The sequence below is a fragment of the Corynebacterium faecium genome (assembly GCF_027257105.1).
GTDB classification, from domain to species: domain Bacteria; phylum Actinomycetota; class Actinomycetes; order Mycobacteriales; family Mycobacteriaceae; genus Corynebacterium; species Corynebacterium lehmanniae.
Map to the genome: position 1 here is coordinate 49,670 of NZ_JAPYJX010000008.1, position 22,607 is coordinate 72,276.

Genomic DNA, 22,607 nt, shown 5'->3' on the forward strand with positions numbered 1-22,607 from the left:
CACAACTCTAACGCTCTAGCTCTTGTCCAAGTACTCGAAGTCTTCCGGAATGAAATCCGCGGTGGCGGCGCGGGCGAACTCGAGGTTGTCCGCCACAAGGCGCGCGGCGTCGTCGTAGGCGCGGCGCACCAGCTCGAAGTCCTCCACCAGGTTGAGCAGCTTCAGCGTGCGGTGCATGCCGGACTGCTGCGTGCCCAACACGTCGCCCTCGCGGCGGTTGAGAAGATCCAGCTCCGCCAGCGCGAAGCCGTCCGTGGTGGACGCGACCTGGCTCAGGCGCTCAAACGACGGGGTGCCCTCCTTCGCCAGCGTGTGGAACAGGCACAGCGACTGGTTGCCGCCGCGGCCAACGCGGCCGCGCAGCTGGTGCAGCTGGGAGACGCCGAAGTGCTCGGATTCGCGCACCATCATCACCGTCGCGTTGGGCACGTCCACGCCGACCTCGATTACCGTGGTGGCCACCAGCACGTCCACCCCGCCGGCGGCGAAGTCCGCCATGACGGTGTCTTTCTCCTCGCCCTTCATCCGGCCGTGCAGAAACGCCACGTTCAGGCCCTCGAACTCCGTGGACGCGAGCTCGGCGAAGACCTCAAGCACGCCGCCCTCGCCGTCGATGCGCGGGCACACCACGTACGCCTGATGCCCGGCGGCGACCTCCTCGCGGATCTTCTCCCAAGCGCGCGCCACCCAGCGCGGCTTGAACTCGGGCACCACCGCGGACTGGATGGGCTTTCGCCCGCCGGGCAGCTCGCGCAGGGTGGACACGGTCAAATCGCCGAAGACAGTCATGGCGATAGTGCGCGGGATCGGCGTCGCCGTCATCACCAAAAGGTGCGGGGTGGTCTCCCCCGCCTTGGCCCGCAGCGCGTCGCGCTGCTCCACGCCGAAGCGGTGCTGCTCGTCCACCACCACAAGCCCCAGGCGGAAAAACTCCACGCCGTCCTGGATCAGCGCGTGGGTGCCCACCACGATGTCGGCCTCGCCGGTGACGATCTTCAGCAGCGCGTCCTGCTTCTGCGCCGCCGTCATGGATCCGGTCAGCGCCACCACGCGGGTGGGCAGGCCAGCGTTCATCAGCACCTTCGTCATGGAGCGGGCGTGCTGCAGCACCAGCACTTCGGTGGGCGCGAGGAAGGCGCACTGCGCGCCGTTGTCCACGGCCTGGAGCATGGCGATCAGCGCCACGATGGTCTTGCCGGAGCCGACCTCACCTTGCAGCAGCCGGCTCATGGGCACGGTGCGCGCCATATCGCGGGTGATCTCCGCGACCACCTCGTTTTGGCCGGAGGTCAGCGGGAACGGCAGGCGCTGCACCAGCAGGTCCTGGTCGCGGCCTACAACCCGCGGCAGGGCCTCGGCGCTGCGCGCCTCCGCGTCGGCGCGCCGCACGCCCATCGCCAACGCCACGGACAGCGCCTCGTCGTACTTCAGCCGCTCCAGCGCACGCGCAGGCCCCGGCGGGCCCGGCTCGTGGATCTGGTGCACCGCCGAGTTCAGGGGCAAGAATCCTATTGGGGTGAAGCCGAGAGGCTCGTCGATAGGCGGAAGCTCTTTGAGCACCGCATGGACCGCGCCCATGATGGTCCAGGTGCTGACGTTTTTCACCGCCGGGTAGATGGGCAGCCACTCACGCCCGCTCATGATTTGCTCGATGTCGCCGAAGTGGCCGAGCTGCCGCAGTGCGCCGGTGGCCTGCGTGGGCCCGTCCAGAAGCACGAAGTCCGGGTGCGACAGCTGCGGCTGGTTGCGGAACACGTCGTACTTGCCGGTCAGCATCACCCGCCGGCCCTCTTTCAGCACGCGCTGGGCGTAGTGGGAGCCGAAGAAGGCGGCCAAAAACACCTGGCGTCCGTCGTCCACGTGCACCTTGTAGATGGGCCGCTTCGGCTGCTTCTTGGACGTGAACTGCTCGGTGCCCACAACAGTGCCGATGACGTTGAGCGTGTCGCCCGGTTTCACCCCGGCCAGATCGGCGCCGGTGCCGTGGTGCAGGTAGCGCCGCGGGTAGTAGCGCAGCAGCTCGCCGCAGGTGTGGATGTCGAGGTGCTTGCCTATCGCCTTGGCCTGTTTCAGCGGAATGACCAGGTTGAGCGGGCGCGTGTCCTCGAAACCCAGCATCTACTCCACCCCAATCTCCGCGCAGGCTTGCAGTCCGTCCGCAGGATAGACCATCACGTCGACACCCAGTTTGCCCGCGAGCTCCTCCAACGCGTCCGCGCGCAACTCGTTCGGGTCGAACAGGATGCTCACCTGCTCCCCGCCGTGCTCGAGCAGGCGGCGGCAGGCGCGCTCCACGGCCTCCATCGGCTCGTCGGCAATGAGCATGTGCTCGCCGCGGGAGGTAACCACCACGTCGCCCCTCGCAACGGCCCCGCCCAAGGTCAGCCCGCCCTTCTCGGCGCGGAACGCCAGCGCCGTGCGCATCTCGCCGGCCGCCTCAGACATGGCGAAGGCGGCGGTGGCCAACGGCTGCGCCGGGTCGTGCACGGACAGCGCCGCGATACCGGAGACCAGCCGCACCGTGGGCAGGATGGTGATCGACTGCTCCACCGCGCGCGCCGCGTTCTCCACCGCCGCGAGCTCGCTGTTGCTCAGCTGCCCGTTCGGCAGCACGATCACCTCGTTGCTGCCGGAGCGGGTGATCGCGTCGAGCATGTCCGCCGCCACGTTCGGCCCCGGCACCACCGTCACCGCACCGGAGGCGGCGTACAGGCTGGTCACGGACCCCGGCGGGGTCACCGCGATGATCAGGCGCTCCGGCGCGCCGGCCGCCACGGCGCTCGTGAGCACCTCCAGGCGCAGGTCAGACACCTCACCTGCGGCGAAAGCGGTCTCGATGACCTTACCGGCGTCGCGGGAGTGGATGTGCACCGTGGCCTCGCCGTCGTTCAGCGGCGCGACAATCAGGCTGTCGCCCAGCCCCGCCAGCTCGCCTTTCAGCGCCTCCAAGTCCCCGCGGAAGCTGAACATCACTTCCAGCTCGCCCTGGGTGCCGTGGGTTTCGGGCATGTGCTTATCGACGTACTCCGGTTCCCCCGCACCGTCCCCCTCAACCGTCAGCGTGCGCAGCACCGCCACCAGGCCCGCCCCGCCGGCGTCAACCACGCCGGCTTCGCGCAGCGCCGGCAGCTGGGTCTGGGTGAGCCGCAGCGCGTCTTCGGCGGCGGCGGTGGCGGCGGCAGCGACGTCGGCAAGCGGGAGGTGCGCGTTGGGGCGCGCGGCGTCGGCGGCGGCGCGCAGCACCGTGATGATGGTGCCCTCGACCGGCTCCGCGATAGCGCGGTCCACGAACCCGACGGCGTTGGTGAGCGCGACGGCGAGCATCTCGCCTTCCGTCACCCCGTAGCTGGCGGCTTGGGCGAAGCCGCGGAGGATCTGGGAGAGGACGACTCCGGAGTTGCCGCGCGCCCCGCGCACCGCGCCGACGGCCAGCGCCTCGGCGACCTCGGTCAGGCCCGCGCCGTCTTCCAGCTCCGAGGCGGCCTCGACCGCAGCTGCCATCGTGTGCGCCATGTTGGAGCCGGTGTCCCCGTCCGGTACTGGGAAGACGTTGAGTTCGTTGATCTCCGCGCGTTTGCGCTCTAGTTCGCTTAAGGCGCGGTGGGCCCAGGCGAGCAGGCGTGCGCCGTTAGAAAGCGGAGATGCAGACATGCTGAGAGAGTTTACAGGTTCTGCTTAGAGTGCCCAGTTGACCGGCTGGGCACCCATCTTCTCCAGCTCCTGATTCGCCCGCGAGAACGGCCGGGAGCCGAAGAACCCGCGGGAGGCGGACAGCGGCGAGGGGTGCGGCGACTCGATGCGCGGGGTGTCGCCCAAGAACCTCGCGGCCGTCTGCGCGTCGCGGCCCCACAAGATGGCCACCAGCGGCGTGCCGCGGGCCACCAGCGCCTCAACCGCCGCCTGGGTCACGGCCTCCCAGCCTTTGCCGCGGTGCGACGCCGGGGCGCCCGGGCGCACGGTGAGCACCCTGTTCAGCAGCAAAATCCCCTGCTTCGACCAGGAGCTCAAGTCTCCGTCCTTGCGCGGCGGGACACCCAGATCCGCTTGCAGTTCCTTGTAGATATTCACCAACGAACGGGGTGCGGCCACCCCTGGCTGCGTGGAAAACGCCAGACCCATCGGGTGCCCCGGCGTCGGGTACGGATCCTGGCCCAGGATAAGCACGCGGACGTCCTCGAACGGGTCCGCAAACGCCCGCAGGATGTCGTTGCCTCGCGGCAGGTACTCGCCCTCGGCGCGCAGGAAATCGCCCATGGCGTGGATCTGATCCTCCACCGGCGCCAGGGGCGCCTGCCAGGATTCGTGCACGGGCAACATTAAAAACTCTCCCATCCGGTGTCGGTGGCGGGCGCGGAGCCGTCGATACGCACGCCTTGCTTCTTGGTCACCGCGCCGATGGAGCGGAAGCCCACCGGCGCGGAGCCTTCGATGGTGCCGATGAGCGTGTGGTCCTCACCGCCGCCGAGCACCCACTCCCACGGGTCCACGCCGAGCAGCTCGCCCGCCTGCACCAGCAGCCGGTCGGGGGCGATCGCGTTGGACGCCAGGTCGATGCCCACGCCGGACGCCTCCGCGAGCTGGGTGAGGTCCCGGATCAGCCCGTCCGAGTTGTCCGTCATGGCACACGCACCCGCCGCGCGCGCCACCACGCCGCGGCCCGGGGTCAGCTCCGGCACCTGGTGCGCGGCGACCAGTGGCTCGAGCTGTTCGGGCACGTCCACACCCGCCTGCAGCAGCGACAGACCCGCCGCGGAGTAGCCGAGGCGCCCATGCGCGATCACGCGCTGGCCCGGTCGCGCCCCGTCCAGCGTCAGCGGCGGGCGGTTGCCGCCGAGCGCCCCCATCGCCGTGACTGAAACGACCAGGTAGTCGCCGCCGGTGACGTCGCCGCCGACGAGCTCGCAGGCGTAGTCCGACGCCATGTCGCCCACGCCGCGCGCGAGCTCTTCGAGCACCTTCGCCGGGGTGTCCGGGTGCGCGGAGACCGCCAACAGCGCCGCGATCGGGCGCGCGCCCATGGCCTCGATGTCCGCGAAGTTCTGCACGGCCGCCTTGCGCCCCAGCAGGTACGGCGTGGTGGTCTCCGCGGTGAAGTGGCGGCCCTGCACAAGCATGTCCGTGCTGGCCACCACGCGCGAGTTCGGCGCAGCTTGGGCGAGCACCGCGGCGTCGTCGCCGTTGAGCGCGGACGGCGCCTGGGCGCGGATCAGCGCGATGACTTCGCGCTCGCCGAGCTCGCCCAGCGTCGGCCCGCCGGTGGGAAAGCCTGTCTCGATCACGTCTGCGCGCACCCTTTCACTAGACTCAGCCGCCATGGGTTCCACGGCGCACGATGCTCAATTTAACCGCACCACCATCTACATCAGTCTTGGGCTGGCGGTGGCGCTGGTGCTCGGCGTGCTCGTCGGCGCGCGCGTGTTCTTCAACCGGGTGGCGCTGCAGCCGGTGGCGATGTCGCAGGTTCCCGCGCCCGAGGCATCTTCTCAGGAGTGCACATCGCTTATCGACGCCCTCCCGGCCACCCTCGCCGGCCTCAAACGCGCCGAACTGGCCGAGCCCGCCCCCGAAGGCGCCGCCGCGTGGCAGGCCTCCTCCACCGAGCGCATCACCCTACGCTGCGGCGTGGACGCGCCCGCGCAGTACACCCCGTATTCGCAGCCCGAGGACATCGACGGCGCGCGCTGGCTGCGCGTCAACGACGCCACCCCGGGATCCACCCTGGCCACCTGGTTCACGGTTGACCGCTCCCCCGTCCTCGCCGTCACCGCCGACACGCAGCAGCTTCGCGACGGCACCGCCCCCGTCGCCGGCATCGGCACCGCCGCGTTGACCGGCCCAGCCCCTGAGCAGCACCCCGCGCCGCTCGCGGACCTCGCCGCTGGTGGCGGCGCTGGCGCTGCTTCCTGCGGCAGCCTGCTCGCCGCGGCCCCCGACTCCATCGCCGACGGCTACACCCGCGTCGACGCAGTGAGCGAGCAGACCGTAGCCTGGTCTGCCGAAGGCCAGGACGCGATCGTGCTGCGCTGCGGCGTCGCCGACCCGGAGAACTACGGCCCGGGCGCGCGCCTGGACCAGATCAACGGCGTGCCCTGGTTCGAGGACGTGAAGCTGGCCAACGGCACCACCGCCTCCACCTGGTACGCGATGGGTCGCGACGTCCAGGTGGCGGCGTCGCTGCCGCAGGCGGAGAGCAACGAGGCGATCACGAACCTGACCAACCTCGTCGCCGAGCACACCGGGCAGGCCTAGGCCCGCACCCCCTACCGCAGCGCGGTGCGGATCAGCGTGCTCAGCAGCTCCGGGTAGTCCACGCCCGTGGCGGCCCACACCTGCGGGTACATGGAGATGGCGGTGAAGCCGGGCATGGTGTTGACCTCATTGAGCACCGGCCCATTCTCGGTGACGAAGAAGTCCACGCGCGCCAGCGACTTGCAGTCCAACGCCCGAAAGCAGGTCACCGCCATGTCCTGCAGCTGGGCGATCAGCTCGTCCGAGTACGGCGCCGGGATGGTGGCAGTCACACCTTCTTCGAGGTACTTGGTCTCAAAGCCGTAGAAGCCCTCCGCGGAGTCCTCGGTGCCGTTGAGCTTGGCAGGCACGGACGCGGCGACGGTGCCGTCGGGGCGCTCCAGCACCCCGACTTCCACCTCGTCGCCGACCAGCTCAGCCTCGACGATGACCTTGCCGTCGGACTCCAGCGCCAGCGACACCGCCGCCGGCAGCGCCTCCCAGCTGGTCACCTTGGACACGCCGATGGAGGACCCGCCGTTGGCCGGCTTCACAAACACCGGCAACCCCAGGTGCGAACGCTCTGCCTCGGTGAGCTCGCGCGCGCCGTCCAAGATCACCTCGCGCGTGACCGGGATCCCGGCAGCCACCACCAACTTTTTGGTGTACTCCTTGTCCATCCCGCACGCGGACGCCAGCACGCCCGGGCCGACGTACGGCACCCCGGCCAGCTCGAGCAGGCCTTGGACTGTGCCGTCCTCGCCGTACTTGCCGTGCAGCACCGGGAACACGGCGTCGACGGTGGTGATGGGCTCGCCGGAGGTGACGTCGTAAAGCAATCCCTTGCGCTGCGGGTTCAAGGAGAGCGCAACTTCGCGCCCATGCTTGACGACGGGAAGCTCCGCCCCCTCCGCCGGATTCGTCACACCCTCAACCCACACGCCTTCCTGCGTGATGCCGATGGGAAACACCTCGTAGTCTGCGGGCATGTGGGACATGACCGAGTCGGCGGAGATGCAGGAAATCGAGTGCTCGGTGGACATGCCACCGTACAAAACAGCTATGCGGATCACGGGGAGCTAGCCTACCGGGCGCTACTCCGCTTTCTTGCTGCGACCCATCAGCGCGGCGATGACGTCGGCGACTTTCATGCCTTCGTGGCATACCGAGTACACGCCCTGGGTGATCGGCATCTCCACGGAGTGCTTCTCCGCGAGCTGGAAGATGCTGCGCGAGGACACCACGCCCTCGGCGACCTGGCCCTTGGTGGTGGCCCGGGCCTCGTCCATGGTCGCGCCGCCGCCGAGCGCGGCGCCGAAGGTGCGGTTGCGCGACAGCGGGGAGACGCAGGTGGCTACCAAGTCGCCCATGCCAGCGAGGCCGGCGAAGGTGCGCGCGTCCGCCCCGAGTGCCGCGCCCAAGCGGGTGATTTCCGCCAGGCCGCGGGTGATCAGGGTGGCCAAGGTGTTGTCCCCCAGGCCTTGCCCGGCCGCCATGCCGCAGGCGAGCGCGATGACGTTTTTGGTGGCGCCGCCGATCTCGCAGCCCACCACGTCGGTGTTGGTGTACGGGCGCAGGTAGGTGGTGGCGCACGCGGCTTGGACGAGCTTGGCGCGGTTTTCGTCGGCGCAGGCAATCACGGTGGCGGCCGGCTGTTCCTCGGCGACCTCGCGCGAGAGGTTCGGGCCGGACAACACGGCGATTTGCCCGCTTTCCGCCCCGGTGACTTCCGCGATGATCTCGCTCATGCGCATGTGCGTGCCGGATTCCACGCCTTTGGAGATGGAGACCAAGGTGGCGTCGCCGGGCAAGTCCGGCGCCCAGCGGGTGAGGTTGTCGCGCATGGTCTGGCTGGGCACGCCGAAGACGGCGATCGCCGCGTTTTCGAGGGCTTCGGCGGCGTTCGAGGTGGCCTGGATGGCCGCCGGCAGCTCGATGCCGGGCAGGTACTCGGGGTTTTCCCGCGTGTTTTGGATTGTGCGGGCGAGCTCTTCGCGCCGCGCCCACAGGCTCACGGGGTTGCCCCCGTCCGCGAACACCTTGGCGAGGGTGGTCCCCCAGGAACCGGCGCCCAGTACTGCCACGTTGACCATCAGTGCGTCCTCCCAGCGTTTTTCAACCGCTTCAACGTACCACCCCTCCCGGACCCTGACCGGACCTAGCGCGCCCGCCGAGTCTGCGACACAATGGAACGTATGCCAAATGACGACCGCCAACTGCACGAGCAGGACAAGGACACGCGCGGTGAAATGTTCCTCACCGGGCGCCTGCAGCAAATCCCCAACCACCCGCAAAGCGAGTTCAAGCGCACCACGCTTGCCGCCGGAGCGGTGCTGTGGCGCGGCGACCTGAACAACACCGACTCGCTGGAGGTGGCGTGCATCCACCGCCCGCACTACGACGACTGGTCTTTGGCCAAGGGCAAGCTGGACCCGGACGAGTCCCTGGTGCAGACCGCGGTGCGCGAGATCAAGGAAGAAACCGGCTTCGACGTGCGCCTGGGCAAGCTTTTGGGCAAGACCGTCTACCCGGTGAAGAAGACCACGAAGGTGGTCTACTACTGGACCGGTGAGGTCACCGGCGGCGAGTTCGAGCCCAACGACGAGGTGGACGAGATCCGCTGGTTGCATATCGACGACGCCTGCGAGCTGATGACCTACGACCTGGACCGCCAGGTGCTGCGCAAGGCTCAGAAGCGCTTCGGCACCCCGGCGGACGCGCGCGTTTTGTACGTGCGCCACGCCCACGCGCACGAGCGCGAGAAGTGGTCCGGCGACGACAACTTGCGCCCGTTGGACAAGAAGGGCCGCCGCCAGTCCGAGATGCTGGTCCCGCTGCTCAGCGCGTTTTCTCCTGAGCGGATCTACTCCGCCGCACCGGAGCGCTGCCAGACCACCGTCGCCCCGCTTGCGGACGAGCTGGGCATCGATGTGGCCGTAGACGAGCGCTTCGGCGACGAGGCGTGGCTGTCCGACATGGTCGGCGCGCAGCGCGCCTTCACCGAGGTGATCGAGCAGGGCGGCACATCCGTGGTCTGCGCCCAGGGCGATGTCATCCCCGGCATGATCGCCTGGCTGTCTGCGCAGGGCACCCTGCCCATCGACACCGAGATCCACGCGAAGAAGGGCTCCGTGTGGGTGTTGAGTTTCCACGGTGGCCAGCTCACCGGAGCCGACTACGTCCCGTCCGCACTGCCGGTGCTGTAACAGAAGAAAGGAACGGATTTTTCTTATGACTTCTCCCACCCCCACCGCTTTCCCGCCGGTGACGCAGGAACGCATCGCCTCCACGCTGGAAGGCATGGATTTGAAGTACTTCCGCGAAGACGGTGGCGAGGTCCGCACCGCCTTTCCCGGCCTGGTGGTCTTTTTCGAGGTCGAACGCGAGGGCTTTAAGGCCACGTCCAGGTGGATGGCTGTTGTGGATCAACCGGAGGACGTCGAGAAGCTCCGCGAGTTCGCGAACGTGATGAACCGCACCCTGCCGCTGGTGCGCGTGCACCCGGTGCTGCGCGAGGACGGCACCGCCATCGCGATCATCGAGGCGCCGTTCTTCTCCGGCGACGGCTTCGCCGACACCCAGCTGCGCGAGATGTGTGAGTACTTCTTCTCCGCCATCCACCACGTGGCCGGCCAGCTGCGCGGGACCTTCCCGGGCCTCGAAGAATCCTTCAACGACGGCGCTAAGGAGGCGTAACACCCATGAGCAACGACACCCTCAAGCCCCTGTCCATCCAGCGCGTGAAAGATGTCTTTGCCAAGCAGGGCTGGCAGTACGACGAGGCGAGCGAGTTTGCCATCCGCACCGGGTTTGCCCGCATCGGCCTGGAAATCGCGCACATCGCCCCGAACATCAACGTGATCTCCTCGGTCGCGGTGGATTCCATCGGCGCGGATCGCTACGAGGACATCCGCAACTGGGCCGAGCAGTACAACTACACCAAGGCCTACCCCACCGTCACCGCGCTCAAAGACGAGGAGCGCGGGGTGACTGCCCTAGGCGTGGCCTACAGCCTGCCCGGCCACTGGGAGTACACGGACAACCAGTTCGAGTCCCACATCCTCACCGGCATCCAGGGCGTGGTGGCCGCCTCGCGCGACTTCCTCACCGAGTTCGCGCCGGAGGTCACCCAGCGCCTCGACGAGGAAGCGGCGCAGGACTAGCGCTTACCGCACGGCCGGCTTGAACGCCGGCCGTTTCGCTTCGAAGGCCTCGATCGCGTCTTCGTCGCGAAGCGTCAGCCCGATGTCATCGAGGCCTTCCATGAGGCGCCAACGGGTGTAGTCGTCCACCTCGAAGACGAACGTGTTGTCGCCGACGGTGACCGTGCGGTCTTCCAGCGACACGGTGGCGGTCTCACCCGGGTGCTGTTCCAAGTGCTTCCAGATCAGCTCGATGTCGCTTTCCGGCAGGTTCGCGGCCAAAAGCCCGGCCTTGCCGGAGTTGCCGCGGAAGATGTCGGCGAAGCGCGGGCTGAACACGGCGCGGAAGCCGTAGTCCATCAGCGCCCACACGGCGTGCTCACGCGAGGAGCCGGTGCCGAAATCGGGCCCTGCGAACAGCACGGAGCCGTTGGCGTAAGCGTCCTGGTTGAGCACGAACCCGGGTTCGCTTTCGCGCCAGTTGGAAAACAGGCCGTCCTCGAAGCCGGTGCGGGAGACGCGCTTGAGGTAGCGCGCCGGAATGATCTGGTCGGTGTCCACGTTCGAGCGCGTCAGCGGCACGGCGACACCGGTGTGGGTGGTGAATTTCTCCATCGGGGTGCTCCTTTACAGGTCTGTGGGGCTTGCGAGGTGGCCGGTGACAGCGGTCGCCGCAGCGACCAGCGGGGAGACAAGGTGGGTGCGCCCGCCGGGGCCTTGCCGTCCCTCGAAGTTGCGGTTGCTTGTCGACGCACTCCGCTCCCCCGGTTTCAGTTGATCCGGGTTCATGCCCAGGCACATCGAGCACCCGGCAGTGCGCCACTCGGCGCCGAAGTCCGTGAAGATCTTGTCCAGGCCTTCCTCCTCCGCCTGCTGCTTGACCAGCGTGGAGCTGGGCACCACCAGCATGCGGGTGTTTTCCGCGATGGTGCGGCCCTTGACCACCTCGGCGGCGGCGCGCAGGTCCTCGATGCGGGCGTTGGTGCACGAGCCTAAGAACACGGTGTCGACGGCGATGTCGCGCAGCGGCGTGCCCGGGGTCAGGTCCATGTAGTTCAGTGCCTTGGCGGCGGCCTGCTTGGAGGTCTCGTCGGTGAAGTCCTCCGGGTCTGGCACATTCTCGCCCAGCGGCAGGCCCTGGCCGGGGTTGGTGCCCCAGGTGACAAACGGAGTCAGCGACGCGCCGTCGATCTCCACCACGGTGTCGAACGTGGCACCCTCGTCGGTGGGCAGCGTCTTCCAGTACTCCACCGCGGCGTCCCAGTCGGCGCCTGTCGGGGCGTACTCGCGGCCTTGGACGTAGTCGAAGGTCTTCTGGTCGGGTGCGACCATGCCGGCTCGCGCGCCTGCCTCGATGGACATGTTGCAGATGGTCATGCGCGCTTCCATGGACATCTTCTCGATGGCCTCGCCGCGGTACTCGATAATGTGGCCCTGGCCGCCGCCGGTGCCGATCTTGGCGATAATCGCCAGGATCAGATCCTTCGCGGTGACGCCTTCCTGCAGCTCGCCGGTGACCTCGATGGCCATGGTCTTGAAGGGTTTCAGCGGCAGGGTCTGGGTGGCCATGACGTGCTCCACCTCGGAGGTGCCGATGCCCATGGCAATCGAGCCGAACGCGCCGTGGGTGGAGGTGTGCGAGTCGCCGCAGACGATGGTCATGCCCGGCTGGGTGATGCCCAGCTGCGGGCCGACGGTGTGCACGATGCCCTGCTTGACGTCGCCCATCGGGTGCAGGGTTACGCCGAACTCCTCGCAGTTCTCGCGCAGCGTGGCAACCTGGGTGCGCGAGGTCGGCTCCGCGATCTCGAGCAGTTGGCCGGAGACGATCCCCTCGGTGGGCACGTTGTGGTCCTCGGTGGCCAGGTGCAGCTCCGGGTGGCGCATCGTGCGCCCGGCCAAGCGCAGCCCCTCGAACGCCTGCGGCGAGGTGACCTCGTGCAGAAGCTGGAAATCGATGAAGATGAGGTCGGGCTCGCCGTTTTCGCCCTGCTTGACCACGTGGTCGCGCCACACCTTCTCCGCCAACGTCAACGGTGTATCCGCCATAGCAAACTCCTTCGCGTTTCCTCCCCACCTTCCCACATAATGAGATGATAGGATTCGAACTGTGAGACAGTATAACGAAGGATCAGGCATCAAAGTGCTCGACCGCGCAGTCGCCATCGTGGCGGCCGTAGCCAGCGGCGACAAATCGCTCGCAGAGCTCAGCGACGCCACCGAGCTGCCCCGGGCCACCGCACACCGCATCGCCACGGCACTCGAGGTGCACCATGTGCTCGCCCGCAACGAACGCGGCGAATGGTCGCTTGGGCCCGCGTTGCCCAGCTACACCGGTGGGCCGTCGCCGAGACTGCTCGCGGCCGCGGCCCCGGTGCTTCGAGATCTCGTCGAGACCACTGGCGAGTCCGCCCAGCTCTACCAGCTCACCGGCACCACGCGCACCTGCATCGCCGCCGCGGAACCCGAAAGCGGACTGCACAACGTGGTCCCGGTCGGCTCCCACCTGACCTTATCCGCCGGCTCCGCCGCCCGCGTGTTCGCGGCTTTTGCCCCCGTCGACGCGCCTTTCGACGCCGCTGACCTGCAGCAAGTCCGTGACGACGGCTTCGCTGAATCCGTGGCCGAGCGCGAAGTCGGGCTCGCATCGGTGTCCACGCCGGTGTTCCAACCGGACGGTGCGCTGGTGGCCGTGCTGTCTATTTCCGGCCCGGCCGAGCGGCTCGGACCGAGCCCCGCAGCCAAGTGGGGCGCCGCGCTCAAGGACGCCACCGCTCGGCTGAGCGCCGAGCTCTAGCCGAGCTCCGGCCTGGTACTGGGGGCGCCAACGGGCCTCAGCGAACGTCGATGTCGTCCAAGCGCCCCGCGGGCCACACCACGTTCTTCGCCAGCGGGATCTGGTGCGACGCGCTCGCCAGGATGCGCATGAAGTAACCAGCGGTGTTCGGGATCGCGACGAGGTCCCCCGCCGCCACACCGCGGGGGAAGCGGATCTTCCGCCGCAGGATCAGTTCGTCCTCGATGCAGTAGGCGCCGACCAAGAACACCTCGATCTCCTCACTCGGCGGGGTCCGCTTGACCAGGTAGGGGTCGATGAGGAAGTTATCCGAGGCCGTGCGGCACTGGATGCGGTTCATGGTTAGGCCCACCAGGGGCACGCCGTCGGAACGGGTCTTGGTGAAGGCGACTTCGGCAAGGGTTAGCCCGCAGCCGTCGACAAGCGAGCGCCCCGGCTCAAGATACAGACGCAACCCGCGCTCGCGCAGCGCCTCTGCGACGCCACCGGAGAGTACCTCGGTGAGCCACGCGCCGCGCGTCGGCTCCTGCCAGTCCCGGGCCGAGCACGCCGCGCTCGAGGGCGTCGGCGACGAGGGCGCGGGCTCTGCGGTCCTTGGCGCTGCCGCCGGGGTTGAAGGACTCGAGTTTGGCCCAGACCCGGGGCGTTTCCCCTAACGCTCTATTTGAGGGTACGCTCGCCACGTGAGAAAGAGCGGGCAGATTCTTGTACGGGACATTCGTCGTCTACTGCGCGTTCCCCGGGCCTTCATCATCATCGTCGGCGTGCTCATCATCCCCGCGCTCTACGCGTGGTTCAACATCAACGCCTTCTGGGCCCCCTACAACCACACCCAGAACATCCGCATCGCGGTGGTCAACAACGACCGTGGCGCCTCCGCCGAACGCGTCGGCGAGGTCGACGTCGGCGAGCAGATCACCGAGCAGCTCAAGGGCAACGACAAGATCGGGTGGGTGTTCCTCCCCGAGGACGAGGCCCGCGACGGGCTCATGCGCGGCGACTACTACGCCATGTTCCTCATCCCGCCGGAGTTCAGCGAGGACCTGCTGAGCCTGGTCAGCGGCACCTACACGCAGCCGGTGCTGGAGTACTACGTCAACGAGAAGAGCAACGGCGTCGCCCCCTCGATCACCGACGCCGGCGCCTCCGCCGTCGACACGGCCGTGTCCGAGGCCTTCAAGAAGAAGGTCGGCGAGGCCGCGGCGACCGAGCTGCGCAACAAAGGATTCGCGACGCGCGCTAACGCCGAGGAGGCCCGAGGCAAGGCCTCCGGGAGCTTCGGCCAGATCGCCGCCGACCTCGACGCCTCCCAGGGGCGGGTGGCCACGATGAAGCAGAGCATCATCGGGGCGCGCCCGGTCGTCGCCGAGCTGAACACCCTCGTCGGCTCCGTCGACGACACCCTCCGGTCCGTGGACTCCTCCCTCGGCGAGGCCGAGGGGATCATCGCCGAGCTGCAGAAGTCCTCCGCCGGTTTCAGCGCCGACACGTCGGCCGCGCTCGTCGAGTCCACCAACGCACTCAGCCTCGGCGCCGCCTCCGCCAGCGCCTCCATCGCGGAGGCGACGGGCCAGCTCGGCACCGCCCAGGGGCGGGTGCGCTCGGCCGTCGGCGAAGTCGACGGCGTGGTCAAGCAGGGCGAATCCGCCGCCGCGCAGCTGCGTGCCATGTCGGCCGGGGCGGCCCTATCGCCCGAGGTCCGCGCTCAGCTCGACGCCGCGGCCAGCGCGCTGGAGGAGCGTACCGCCGCCTCCCGCGCCGTCCTCGACGGCCTGAACAACGTGGACCGCAGCGCGGGCGCCGCGCTGGCGTCGATAGGCGAGCTCGGCGACTCCCTCGAGGCCGCGACCGCCGACTCCAACGCCGCAGCGCGCGACGCGAGCAAGCAGCTCGGCGAGTCCGTGCCCGCGATCAACGCCTCGCTCGCGCAGGCCTCCGGCAGCGTCGCCTCCGTGCGCGGCGCGCTGAGCAGCCAGCGTGCCCTGCGCGAGGAAACGACCTCCCTGCTCGCCGGGGTGGACAACCAGCTCGCGGCCAGCCTCGGCATCCTCGACGAGGTCTCGGGCAACCTCGGCACGCTTGCCGACGGCGCCCGCTCCGCCCAGTCCGACATCAACGCCCTCCTGGCCACCTCCGACTCGAAGGCCCTCAACACTGTCACGAACCTCAACTCCGCGAAGATCGGCGAGTACATCTCCTCGCCCGTCACCGTCGAGCAGCAGGCCGTCTTCCCCACGGAGAACTACGGCAGCTCCATGGCCTCCTTCTTCACCAACCTGGCCCTGTGGATCGGCGCGTTCGTGCTGACGATCATCTTCCGCGTCGAGGTCGACACCGAGGGCTTCCGCCGCCTCACCGTCGGCCAGGCCTACCTCGGCCGCTTCCTCCTCTTCGCCACGCTCTCGGTGCTCCAGGCCGTCGTGGTGACGCTCGGCAACGTGGCCTTCGGGGTGCAGATGCAGTCCGTCACGGCCTTTCTCGCCACCGCAATCGCCATCGGGGTCGCCTACACGGCGATCATCTACTCCATCGTCTCCGCGCTCGGCCACATTGGCCGCGGCATCGCCGTCTTCCTCGTCGTCATCCAGATCCCGGGCGCGTCGGGCCTCTACCCCATCGAGCTCATGCCCGACTTCTTCCGCCACATCTACCCCTTCCTCCCCTTCCGCTACGGCATCGACGCGATGCGCGAGACCATCGCCGGGTTCTACGACCACCACTACCTCCGCTTCATGGCGGCGCTTCTCGCCATGTCCGCCGCGGCCTTCGCCCTGGGGTGGCTGTTCCGACTCACCTCCTCGCACGCCAACCTCCTGTTCAACCGCCAGCTCGCGCGCACGAACCTGATCACCAACGAGAAGGTGGAGGTCATGGGCTCGCCCTACCGCGCGTCCGACATCATGGCCGCCCTGTCGGACCGGGATGAGTTCCGCGGTGGCGTCGAGAAGCGGGCGCGGATGCTGCGGGAGAACTACCGCACCCTCATCTTCGGCGGGATCGTCGTGGGCGTTGTCGGCATCGCCATCATCACCCTGCTCACCATGCTCCTGCCCACCGACAAGACGATCATGCTGGCCATCGTCGTCGCCTGGTCGCTGCTGGTCACCCTCTACCTCGGCGCGGTGGAGTACTTCACGCAGAGCCTCGTCGACGCCGAACAGGTCTCACGCCTCGGCGAGGCCGAGCTGCGCGACGCCGTGATCCACCGCCACGACTCCGCCGGCACCAGCGTCACCATCGGGCCCGCGGACGCCGAAAGCGAGGACACCAAGTGAGAACCGTCTTCTCCATCGCCTACAACGACCTGCGCCGGCTCTACACCAACGTCATGGCGGGCATCGTCATGGTCGGCCTCATCGCCATCCCCTGCCTCTTCGCCTGGTTCAACGTGCTGGCCGCGTGGGACCCATTCGGCAACACCGATCGCCTCGAGGTCGCGGTGGCCAACACCGACCGCGGCCACACGAGCGACCTCACCCCGCTGGCCGTCAACGTCGGCGACATGGTGCTCTCCCAGCTCTACCGCGACGACTCGATGGACTGGGTCATCACCGACGTCGACGACGCCATCGAGGGCGCGAAATCCGGCGAGTACTACGCCGCCATCGTCCTGCCTCCCACGCTGAGCGACGACATGTTCACCTTCTACGCCGACGACGCCGAACCCAGCCGGATCGACCTCTACATCAACGAGAAGAAGAACCCCATCTCCCCGCTGCTCATCTCCAGCGGCACGCAGGGCGTCAGCGCCCAGATCAGCGCGTCGTTCACCAGGGCCCTCTCCGAGGTGTCATTCGGGTTGATCGAGACGACCTCGGACTACTTCAACGAGGCGGAGGCCAAGCAGGCGCTCGACTCCATCGCGACCCGCACCGCCAACGCCCGCGACCAGCTGCTCTCCAGCGCCAACACCGTCGACGCGCTCGCCTCGCTCACAGAGTCGAGCGTGCCGCTCGTCGACAGCGCCGAGCGGATCTCCGGGGCGCTGGGCGACTCTCTCGGGCAGGTCCACCCCGTCGACCTCGGGGTCACCGGGGCGAGCCTCGGCGGAGACGGCGCGGCGCTTGCGGCGGCGCTGGGGGCGACGTCGGTAAGCTTCGCCGCCGTGAGCGACCGTGTCGGCCAGCTGCTGGCGGACTCCTCCGCCACCTCCCAGGCCACCGCCGCGAACCTGACGGACATCGCCGCGCGCGTCGATGTCCAGGTGAAGCAGTACACGGCCCTGCGCGACACCATCAACGGGCATGTCGGCCCGGTGCTTCCCCCCGACGCCCAGCCGGGGGTGCGCGCGGTGGTCGGCGACCTCAACGACGCCATCGCCCGCCAGACGGCCGTGCGCGACCGACTCAACGACGCCGCCGCGCACCTCACCGCCGGGCAGGGCGGCCGGGACGGGAAGAACGCAGACCGGCAGGAGATCGAGGACTCGATCGCCCGGGCCCGCGAGGCGATGGACTCGGCCAAGAATTCCTACGACACCGGGATCCGCCCGCGCCTCGAGGCGCTGTCGGGCTCGCTGGACAACGTCCGCGCGAACGTCGACAAGGCCCGCTCGGACATGGACGGCGTCTCCTCTGCCCTGGCCAACCGGCCCGGCTCGCTGCGCGACACCCTCGCAGCCTCCGGTTCAAACCTGCGCGGCACGGCGGAATCTCTGCGCGCCAACGCGGCGAGGATGCAGGAGGCGAAGCAGTCGATCGCGCAGGCGCGCTCGAGCGGGGACCTGACGAAGCTGGCCGACCTCGTCTCCAGCCACCCGGAAGTGCTCGCCGACGCCCTCGTCGACCCAGTCAAGGTGGAGCGCAAGGAGGTCTTCCCCCGCGTCAGCTTCGGCGCCGGCATGGCCCCGCTCTACACGGTGCTCGCCCTGTGGGTGGGCGCCCTGTTGACGTCGGTGGCCGTGCGCACGGACGATCGCTCCATCGAACAGAACGTGGTCGATCCCGACCGCCTCACCGCGGGCCAGAAGTACTTTGGCCGCTACCTGACGTTCGTGACCACCGGCCTGGCCCAATCCACGCTCCTCATGGCGGGGCTCATCGTCTACGTGGGCATCGAGCCCGCGCACCCCTTCCTCCTCTACATGGCGGGGTGGGTCTCGAGCCTGGTCTTCCACCTGATCTGCTACACGCTGGTGCTCTCCCTGAGCAACGCCGGCAAAGCCGTGGGCGTGCTCATCCTGGTGCTCCAGGTCTCGGCTGCGGGCGGAGCCTACCCGCTGCAGCTGCTGCCGGGCTGGACGCAGGCGATCAGCCCCTGGCTGCCCGCGACCTACTCGATCCGCGCTATGCGCGCCGCGGTCTTCGGCACCTACGGCTGGGACTTCTGGCGAGCCCTCGGTTGCCTCGTCCTCTTCGTGCTGCCTTTCCTCTTCCTCGGCCTCTGGCTGCGTCACCGGCTGCACCACGCGATCGGCCGCATGGACGAGGCGGTCGCCCAGACCAAGGTGATGATGACGTAGGCCGCCCGCCTACAGCTCGATGGTGCCACGCACGCGCGCGGTGACCAGCCCGCCCACCCAGATTTCGCGACCGTCGTCGATAAGCAGCTTATGCTTCGACGAACCCCTCGCCGATGCGCCACTGGCGCTTCGTGCCGAGGCTGACCGCGGCGTCCGGGTCCTCCACGTCCGAGACGCGGTAGTACAGCATGTCCACGTAGTCGTAGTGGATGCTGGCGATGCCGTAGCCGTGCGCGTCAAAGTCGATGTGGTTGACCCACGGGTTGTAGTCCCGGATAACCTTCTCCACCAGCAGCGAGGTGGAGTTGTCTTCCTTGTGGTAAGTGCCGAACGCGGTGGTCAGGATCTCGTCCACATTCGGCGCAGAGATGGAAGTGGTGACCATCTCGCAGCCGATCTCGCCGAAGCCGGACGGCGAGGCGATCGAGTTCGCCCACTCCGAGTGAATATCGCCGGTGAGGAACAGTGCGTTCGACTCCTGCTCATCCAACATGGTGAGCAGGCGGTCGCGCTCCGCGGCGTAGCCGTCCCACTGATCCGAGTTCACCGCGATGCCCGTTGCGCGCTCCTTCATATAACCTGCAGCGATGTTGGCCTTCTCGTCGTCCGGGATGGTGACAAATCGCATCGGCGAGACCATCACCGAGTTGCCCAGCACATCCCAGCGGGCCGTGGACTCCTGCAGCTGCTGTGCCACCCAATCGAACTGAGCCTTGCCCAGCATCGTGCGGTCGTCGTTGGCGAAGTTCGCGCCGGAGGTCTCCGCGTCGCGGTAGGTGCGCAGATCCATCATGGTCAGCTTCGCCAAATCGCCGAACGTGAAGCTGCGGTAGAGCAGCTGCTCCTCGCCCGCGGACTGCGCGCGCACCGGCAGCCACTCAAAGTAGGCCTGCTTCGCGGCACTCAGGCGTTCCGGCCACTCGCCCTCCACGCGGCCGTCGGTGTGGTTCTCCGCACCGTTGAGCCAGCTGTTGTTCGCCGTTTCGTGGTCGTCCCAGATGACAATCCACGGGCACGCCGCGTGCGCGGCCTGCAGGTTGAAGTCCGTGCGGTAGCGGCCGTGGCGCTGGCGGTAATCCTCCAGCGTCGTGATCTCCCACTCCGGGTGATGCATGCGCGCGACGCCACTCTTGCCGGCATACTCGCCGGTCGGGTACTCGTAGATGTAATCGCCGAGGAAGACCACGTGGTCGATCTCGCCTGCGCGGGCGCGCTGCGCCATGTCGCCGTACGCGGCGAAAAAGCCGGACTCCCAGTTCGCGCAAGAGGCGATGGCCAGGTTGAGGTTGTCCACGCTCGCGTCAGCCTCAGGCGCCGTGAGGGTGCGGCCGACCGGGGAGGTCGCGCCCTCGAACTCGCCACTCTTGACGACGAAGCGGTAGAAGTACTCCGTCTCCGGCTCCAGGCCCTCCGGGTCCACGTGGACGGTGTGGTCCGAATCCGCCGAGGTGGTCACGGAGCCCGACTGCGGGTTACCAAAGTCCTCAGATGTGTCGATCTGCCACTCCAGCTCCACGTCCTCACCGAGGCCGGAGCCCGGCAGCGCCTCGCGCGACGGGGTCACGCGGGTCCACAGCACCACGCGGTCCGGCAGCGGGTCGCCCGATGCGACGCCGTGGAGGAACGGCAGGTCCCACTCGCTTGCCGGGACCGGTTCTTCAGGGGTGGACACCGTGCCGCGCCGAGCGGCGTAGGCGCCGCCGGTGCCGATGGCGGTTGCGGCGGCTGCCGCTGCGACAGTTTGCAGGAACACACGACGATTGACACGGAACTTTGAGCTCATGGAGCTAACTCTCAACCAGCTGTAAACTTGGTGCAAGAACAGCAGACCGATGTCACCTGATATTCATTTTCAATTCACCGAGGTGTCCGATTACTTGTAACCGCCTGTTAAAAGCGGGTGATTTAAGTGGGCAACCATGACTCTCCTGCGTACCCACCGTTCCCTGCGCCGCAGCGCTGTTTCCACCGCCGTCGTTGTCTCCCTATTCGCACCGATGACCACCGCTGTGGCTGCGGACGCGGTCAACACCAAGATCAGCCGCATCGTGCTCGGCATCGGCTCCGACGCAACCGAGGCCAACCTGGCATGGCAGTCCAAGACCAACGAGCTGCAGTACCTGGAGTACTGGCCGGCAGACAACCCGGGCGACGTCACCAGCGTCGAATCCCCGCGCGGCCCTTACAACGCCGCGATCTTCTACCCGCACGAGGCCACGATGACTGGCCTGAAGCCGGACACGGAGTACGTCTACCGCGTAGGCAACGACGACCGCGGCTGGAGCGAGGAGCGAACCTTCACCACCGGCACTGATTCCGACACCTGGAACTTCCTGGCCATGGCCGACGCGCAGATCGGCGTGGACGCGAAGATCGCGGAGCAGTCCGCCGCATGGAACAAGGCAGTCAACGTCGCCACCGGCGAGCACCCGGATTCTGCATTCCTCATGCACCTGGGCGACCAGGCTGAAGGCTGGGGCGCACCGGTGAAGCAGCTCGAGGAGTTCACCGCTCCGGAGGCGCTGCAGAAGTACCGCCTGGCGGTGCTGAAGGGCAACCACGAGACCTACGCTCCGGACCGCCACTTCCAGGACACGTACTTCCTGCCCAACGAAGACGGCACCAGCGCCAACTATTACTTCAACTACAACAATGTTTTGTTCATCGGCCTCGACGGCAACCGCTCGAGCGCAGCCGACATCGAGGCCCACGCGAAGTTTGTCAACGACGCAATCGCGGACCACGGCGCGGACGCGGACTGGGTGATGGTGGGCATCCACCAGGCCCCGTTCTCGCAGGGCACCCACTACACCGACAGCGATGTGGTGCGCCTGCGCGAGCAGCTCACGCCGAAGCTGTCCGAGGCCGGCGTGGACCTGGTACTGAGCGGCCACGACCACATCTACACCCGCTCCCACCTGATGAACGGCTTTGACCCGGTGATCCCGGAAGGCGCTGCAAAGTCCGGCGATGTGCTCATCCCGGAGGACGGCGAGGTGCTCTACCTCACCTCCACCACCGCAACCGGCGGCAAGTACTACGACTTCCAGGACAAGTTCGGCGAAACCCACCCGCGCGTCCGCGAGGAGTACGCCCGCGACCTGGCGCACGACACCACCGCCCGCTGGCGCCAGGACTACAACCCGGACTACACCAACATCAGCGTCTCCCCGACCGAGCTAAAGCTGACCACCTACAACATCAACACCCCGTACGTGGTGGACCAGGTCACGCTGCAGAAGAAGGACGCGGAGAAGCCGACGACCGAGCAGAACCCGACGACCGAGCAGAAGCCGACCTCTGAACAGGCAACCACCGAGCAGGCAACCGCCGAACAGAAGCCTGCTCCGGAGACAATCACGACGACGCAGACCTCCGAGAAGCTGGTCACCACCACGAAGACTTCCGTCGGCACCGCAACCGAGACCGAGACGTCCGTGCAGACCGCACCTGCAACCAAGACGGTGGAAAAGACCAAGGAAGTGCCGACCACGGTGAAGGAAACCGTGACGAAGACCGAGACGGTTGAGGTACCGACCACCATCACCAAGGGTGCTGAGCCGGAGGTCACCACCAAGACATCCGTCGCCACCGCCACCGTGACGGAGACGTCCACGCAGACCTCGCCGGAAACCAAGGTCGTGGAGAAGACCAAGACGGTTCCTACCACGATCAAGGAGACCATTACCAAGAATGCCGAGCCGCAGGAGCCGACTGAGAATCAGGGCGCAGGCGAGGACACGGAGAACACCGGCAAGGACGCCGCGGGCAGCGTGTCCGGCAGCAGCACCGGCGGCATCATCCTCACCGTGCTGGCGATCCTGATCGCTGTCCTGGGCGCGATCTTCGCGGCACTGTCCTACGTCCACCCGCAGTGGATTCAGGACATCCGCAAGCAGTTCAACATCTAGCGCGAAATGCTTAACCCGTCACCGCGATCACCCGGATCGCTGTGGCGGGTTCTGTGTTTTTCAGCAGC

18 protein-coding genes and 1 pseudogene are annotated in these 22,607 nt (G+C 67.8%); 9 read left to right on the forward strand and 10 right to left on the reverse strand.

What is annotated here, in order from left to right; all coding sequences use genetic code 11:
• Positions 1 to 15: 15 nt before the first annotated feature.
• From O5O53_RS09855 to O5O53_RS09870, 4 genes are read right to left on the reverse strand one after another with little or no spacing between them, the layout of a single operon-like run.
• Positions 16 to 2,118: an ATP-dependent DNA helicase RecG gene (locus O5O53_RS09855; protein ID WP_269511753.1), complete on the reverse strand. Its 2,103-nt coding sequence runs from the start codon at positions 2,116 to 2,118 to the stop codon at positions 16 to 18.
• Positions 2,119 to 3,651: a DAK2 domain-containing protein gene (locus O5O53_RS09860; RefSeq protein WP_269511755.1), complete on the reverse strand. Its 1,533-nt coding sequence runs from the start codon at positions 3,649 to 3,651 to the stop codon at positions 2,119 to 2,121. It abuts the gene before it with no gap.
• A 24-nt stretch (positions 3,652 to 3,675) separates the two neighbouring features.
• A complete protein-coding gene (locus O5O53_RS09865; RefSeq protein WP_269511757.1) occupies positions 3,676 to 4,317 on the reverse strand; it encodes a uracil-DNA glycosylase in 642 nt (213 codons plus the stop codon).
• A complete protein-coding gene (locus O5O53_RS09870) occupies positions 4,317 to 5,279 on the reverse strand; it encodes a thiamine-phosphate kinase (RefSeq protein WP_269511759.1) in 963 nt (320 codons plus the stop codon). The genes O5O53_RS09865 and O5O53_RS09870 overlap by 1 nt, the downstream gene beginning before the upstream one ends.
• Before the next feature lie 34 nt (positions 5,280 to 5,313).
• Between O5O53_RS09870 and O5O53_RS09875 the strand changes: the two genes are divergently transcribed.
• A complete protein-coding gene (locus O5O53_RS09875; RefSeq protein WP_269511761.1) occupies positions 5,314 to 6,249 on the forward strand; it encodes a DUF3515 domain-containing protein in 936 nt (311 codons plus the stop codon).
• 11 nt (positions 6,250 to 6,260) lie between these two features.
• Here O5O53_RS09875 and O5O53_RS09880 read toward each other — a convergent pair whose 3' ends face one another.
• Positions 6,261 to 7,301: a D-alanine--D-alanine ligase family protein gene (locus O5O53_RS09880; RefSeq protein WP_269511762.1), complete on the reverse strand. Its 1,041-nt coding sequence runs from the start codon at positions 7,299 to 7,301 to the stop codon at positions 6,261 to 6,263.
• A gap of 21 nt (positions 7,302 to 7,322) precedes the next feature.
• Positions 7,323 to 8,321 carry an NAD(P)H-dependent glycerol-3-phosphate dehydrogenase gene (locus tag O5O53_RS09885; RefSeq protein WP_269511764.1) on the reverse strand — a complete coding sequence of 333 codons (999 nt, stop codon included), beginning with the start codon at positions 8,319 to 8,321 and terminating at the stop codon, positions 7,323 to 7,325.
• 102 nt (positions 8,322 to 8,423) lie between these two features.
• Here O5O53_RS09885 and O5O53_RS09890 point away from each other — a divergent pair, with 102 nt between their 5' ends.
• Genes O5O53_RS09890 through O5O53_RS09900 form a run of 3 tightly spaced genes read left to right on the forward strand, consistent with a single transcriptional unit; the run spans position 8,424 to position 10,391 of the window.
• The gene (locus tag O5O53_RS09890) at positions 8,424 to 9,434 is read left to right on the forward strand and encodes an NUDIX hydrolase (protein WP_269511766.1); all 1,011 of its coding nucleotides are present in this window, start codon (positions 8,424 to 8,426) and stop codon (positions 9,432 to 9,434) included.
• Between the two features lie 25 nt (positions 9,435 to 9,459).
• A complete protein-coding gene (locus O5O53_RS09895) occupies positions 9,460 to 9,924 on the forward strand; it encodes a YbjN domain-containing protein (protein ID WP_269511768.1) in 465 nt (154 codons plus the stop codon).
• 5 nt (positions 9,925 to 9,929) lie between these two features.
• Positions 9,930 to 10,391 carry a hypothetical protein gene (locus tag O5O53_RS09900; RefSeq protein ID WP_181888319.1) on the forward strand — a complete coding sequence of 154 codons (462 nt, stop codon included), beginning with the start codon at positions 9,930 to 9,932 and terminating at the stop codon, positions 10,389 to 10,391.
• 3 nt (positions 10,392 to 10,394) lie between these two features.
• Here O5O53_RS09900 and leuD read toward each other — a convergent pair whose 3' ends face one another.
• Positions 10,395 to 10,985 carry a 3-isopropylmalate dehydratase small subunit gene (gene leuD / locus O5O53_RS09905; RefSeq protein ID WP_269511770.1) on the reverse strand — a complete coding sequence of 197 codons (591 nt, stop codon included), beginning with the start codon at positions 10,983 to 10,985 and terminating at the stop codon, positions 10,395 to 10,397.
• A gap of 12 nt (positions 10,986 to 10,997) precedes the next feature.
• Positions 10,998 to 12,419, reverse strand: coding sequence for a 3-isopropylmalate dehydratase large subunit (gene leuC / locus O5O53_RS09910; RefSeq protein WP_269511772.1), 1,422 nt, complete (start codon positions 12,417 to 12,419; stop codon positions 10,998 to 11,000).
• Between the two features lie 61 nt (positions 12,420 to 12,480).
• Between leuC and O5O53_RS09915 the strand changes: the two genes are divergently transcribed.
• Positions 12,481 to 13,167 (forward strand): IclR family transcriptional regulator, encoded by a 687-nt coding sequence (locus O5O53_RS09915; RefSeq protein WP_269511774.1) that lies wholly within the window; start codon positions 12,481 to 12,483, stop codon positions 13,165 to 13,167.
• Positions 13,168 to 13,204: 37 nt separating this feature from the next.
• Here the strand turns inward: O5O53_RS09915 and O5O53_RS09920 are convergent.
• Positions 13,205 to 13,699 (reverse strand): annotated as a pseudogene (locus O5O53_RS09920) (type III PLP-dependent enzyme domain-containing protein); the annotation flags it as partial.
• On the opposite strand from O5O53_RS09920, the gene O5O53_RS11815 reads away from it, so the two are divergent.
• The 3 genes from O5O53_RS11815 to O5O53_RS09935 are packed head-to-tail and all read left to right on the forward strand — an operon-like array spanning position 13,668 to position 18,628.
• Entirely contained in the window at positions 13,668 to 13,823 is a 156-nt protein-coding gene (locus O5O53_RS11815; protein WP_181888315.1) for a hypothetical protein, read from the forward strand. The pseudogene O5O53_RS09920 and the gene O5O53_RS11815 overlap by 32 nt on opposite strands.
• 27 nt (positions 13,824 to 13,850) lie before the next feature.
• Positions 13,851 to 16,442: a YhgE/Pip family protein gene (locus O5O53_RS11785; RefSeq protein ID WP_269511776.1), complete on the forward strand. Its 2,592-nt coding sequence runs from the start codon at positions 13,851 to 13,853 to the stop codon at positions 16,440 to 16,442.
• Positions 16,439 to 18,628, forward strand: a complete 2,190-nt coding sequence (locus O5O53_RS09935) for a YhgE/Pip family protein (protein ID WP_269511778.1) — start codon at positions 16,439 to 16,441, stop codon at positions 18,626 to 18,628. Before O5O53_RS11785 ends, O5O53_RS09935 begins: the two co-directional genes overlap by 4 nt.
• Before the next feature lie 88 nt (positions 18,629 to 18,716).
• On the opposite strand, the gene O5O53_RS09940 is transcribed toward O5O53_RS09935, so the two are convergent.
• Positions 18,717 to 20,411 carry an alkaline phosphatase D family protein gene (locus O5O53_RS09940; RefSeq protein ID WP_269511780.1) on the reverse strand — a complete coding sequence of 565 codons (1,695 nt, stop codon included), beginning with the start codon at positions 20,409 to 20,411 and terminating at the stop codon, positions 18,717 to 18,719.
• A gap of 136 nt (positions 20,412 to 20,547) precedes the next feature.
• Here O5O53_RS09940 and O5O53_RS09945 point away from each other — a divergent pair, with 136 nt between their 5' ends.
• A complete protein-coding gene (locus tag O5O53_RS09945) occupies positions 20,548 to 22,539 on the forward strand; it encodes a purple acid phosphatase family protein (RefSeq protein ID WP_269511782.1) in 1,992 nt (663 codons plus the stop codon).
• Positions 22,540 to 22,607 lie beyond the last annotated feature (68 nt).

What these genes read in the sequence shown, in the direction of transcription:
- O5O53_RS09855 (WP_269511753.1), bottom strand. Translation starts at nt 2,118, where the DNA reads ATGCTGGGTTTCGAGGACACGCGCCCGCTCAACCTGGTCATTCCGCTG.
- O5O53_RS09860 (WP_269511755.1), bottom strand. Translation starts at nt 3,651, where the DNA reads ATGTCTGCATCTCCGCTTTCTAACGGCGCACGCCTGCTCGCCTGGGCC.
- O5O53_RS09865 (WP_269511757.1), bottom strand. Translation starts at nt 4,317, where the DNA reads ATGTTGCCCGTGCACGAATCCTGGCAGGCGCCCCTGGCGCCGGTGGAG.
- O5O53_RS09875 (WP_269511761.1), top strand. Translation starts at nt 5,314, where the DNA reads ATGGGTTCCACGGCGCACGATGCTCAATTTAACCGCACCACCATCTAC.
- O5O53_RS09885 (WP_269511764.1), bottom strand. Translation starts at nt 8,321, where the DNA reads ATGGTCAACGTGGCAGTACTGGGCGCCGGTTCCTGGGGGACCACCCTC.
- O5O53_RS09890 (WP_269511766.1), top strand. Translation starts at nt 8,424, where the DNA reads ATGCCAAATGACGACCGCCAACTGCACGAGCAGGACAAGGACACGCGC.
- O5O53_RS09895 (WP_269511768.1), top strand. Translation starts at nt 9,460, where the DNA reads ATGACTTCTCCCACCCCCACCGCTTTCCCGCCGGTGACGCAGGAACGC.
- O5O53_RS09900 (WP_181888319.1), top strand. Translation starts at nt 9,930, where the DNA reads ATGAGCAACGACACCCTCAAGCCCCTGTCCATCCAGCGCGTGAAAGAT.
- leuD (WP_269511770.1), bottom strand. Translation starts at nt 10,985, where the DNA reads ATGGAGAAATTCACCACCCACACCGGTGTCGCCGTGCCGCTGACGCGC.
- leuC (WP_269511772.1), bottom strand. Translation starts at nt 12,419, where the DNA reads ATGGCGGATACACCGTTGACGTTGGCGGAGAAGGTGTGGCGCGACCAC.
- O5O53_RS09940 (WP_269511780.1), bottom strand. Translation starts at nt 20,411, where the DNA reads ATGAGCTCAAAGTTCCGTGTCAATCGTCGTGTGTTCCTGCAAACTGTC.
- O5O53_RS09945 (WP_269511782.1), top strand. Translation starts at nt 20,548, where the DNA reads ATGACTCTCCTGCGTACCCACCGTTCCCTGCGCCGCAGCGCTGTTTCC.